The 1,829-nt window shown below is 73.9% G+C and carries 1 protein-coding gene and 2 pseudogenes; all 3 read right to left on the reverse strand.

Annotation, left to right across the window (positions count from 1 at the left end):
• Positions 1 to 180 (reverse strand): annotated as a pseudogene (locus AB0D01_RS39655) (hypothetical protein); the annotation flags it as partial.
• Entirely contained in the window at positions 177 to 1,349 is a 1,173-nt protein-coding gene (locus AB0D01_RS39660) for an ATP-grasp domain-containing protein (protein WP_363064282.1), read from the reverse strand. The pseudogene AB0D01_RS39655 and the gene AB0D01_RS39660, both read right to left, overlap by 4 nt.
• A gap of 146 nt (positions 1,350 to 1,495) precedes the next feature.
• Positions 1,496 to 1,829, reverse strand: a pseudogene (locus AB0D01_RS39665) (hypothetical protein); the annotation flags it as partial.

Here is a 1,829-nt window from a genome sequence, read left to right on the forward strand (position 1 = left end):
GTCGGTGACTTCGGCGTGCTGTTCGACGGCCGGGAGGCTGGGGTGGCGCAGGGCGGTCTGCTCGAAACGGGCGATCACGCAGTGCGGGGCCCCCGGGGCGGCGGCTGCTCCGGGCGGAGGCGGGGTGTGGGGAGCCGGACGGTCCGGCTGCCGTCCTGGGCCGGTGGTGGGCCTGTTCACGGGGCGCTGGTCTCCAGGAAGTAGGCGTCCCGGATGTTCTCCAGCCGGGAGCGGACCTCGTCCTCGTCCCGGGCTTCGTAGAACACCAGGCCCGGGCTGGTGGAGGAGGTCAGGTCGGCCGGGATGACGTCGCCGACGGACATCGACATCCGGGCGCTGATCACGCCGGGCAGCGCGGCGAGGTCCGCCTCGGGCACGAGGCGGGTGATGCGGCCGGGCCGGGTCGGGAAGTCGGCGTTGACGACGATGGCGTCCCGGCGGCGGGGCTCGCACCGCGGTCTGCGTCCGATGGAGGTGTCGAGGAACGCCTGCCAGATGTCGACGCCGTACTGGTACCGGACGGCGTCGGTGATGCCGCCGCCGGCCGGGCGGCAGGCGATCTCGCCGATGAGGAAGCCGTTGGGCGTGGCGAACAGTTCCAGGTGGGTGACGCCCGACCGCATGCCGAGGGCCCGTACGGCGCGTGCGTGCAGGTCGAGCGCGGGGGCGAGGCCGGGGTGGCCGTCGGGGAGGAAGGAGGAGCCGCTGAAGCTGTCGATCTGGCCGAGCAGCGGGGTGAAGTAGCGGGAGGCCGCCGCGAAGAGCATCTCGCCGTCGTGGACCACGCCGTCGCAGTGGAACTCGGCGTCCATGGGCACGTACGCCTCGACGATCAGCGGATCCGGGCACGCGCGCAGCGAGTCGGCCTGGGGGGAGGCCGCGAACGCGTCGAAGTGGGCGCGGGAGTCCAGCACCACCACGTCCAGGCAGCCACCCCCGACGACGGGCTTGACCACGCAGGGCCACCCGGTGCGGTCGGCGGCCGCCGGCACCTGGGCGAGGGAGAAGACCTGGGCGAACTCGGCCACGGGCAGCCCTGCCTCCCGCAGCCGCTGCTTCATCACGTACTTGTTCGAGAAGCCGAGCGCGGCGTCGTGGCCGAGGCCGGGCAGCCCCAGCACGGAGCGCACGTAGCCGCCGGTGCCCTGGCTGAACTCCGCCGGCGTCAGCACGTGTTCGACCGGCCGGCGGCGGGCGACGGAGACCGCGGCGGCCAGCACTTCACGGGGGTCCCGGATGTCGGCGACCTCCACGACGTCGACGCCGGTGGGGAAGCTGTGCGTATGACCCGTCTCGGTGACGACCGAGACGCGCTCCAACCCAGGCGTGCCGAACAGCCGCGCGGGCATCGTGCGGCGACGGGAACATAGGACCAGGGCATGGCGGCTCATGAGGGCTCTCTCCTCGGGCTGTGTGCGGTACGAAAGGGGGGCATGGCGGGCCTGGAGGCCGGGCCGGTGGGGTGCGCGGCGGGAAGCGGTCCGGGCCGCGGGGGTCAGACGGCGTCGGCCTCGGCGAGCCGTGCCGTGACCTCCGCCCCGAAGAGCGCGGCCTCGCGCCGGGGCATCTGGGCGGTCAGCACGGCCAGGCGCTCGCGGGAGCCGTCCGTGCCGGGCTGTGCGCCGCCGGCCACGGCCCACAGGGGGCGTACGCTGGCGCCCCGGCGGCACTTGGCGTCGTAGGAGCCGGTGCCCAGGTGGAGCCGGGTCAGGCCCCTGTCGTAGCAGTGGCGCAGGGGCTGGTGCACGGTGAGATTGGCGTACACGTCCGCGTCCGGCAACCGCTCGTAGTCCAGGCCGTTCAGGCGTACCGTCAGCTCGCGCCCGAAG

Origin of the sequence: Streptomyces sp. NPDC048606 (assembly GCF_040650855.1) — a bacterium.
GTDB lineage: Bacteria > Actinomycetota > Actinomycetes > Streptomycetales > Streptomycetaceae > Streptomyces.

What these genes read in the sequence shown, in the direction of transcription:
- AB0D01_RS39660 (WP_363064282.1), bottom strand. Translation starts at nt 1,349, where the DNA reads ATGCCCGCGCGGCTGTTCGGCACGCCTGGGTTGGAGCGCGTCTCGGTC.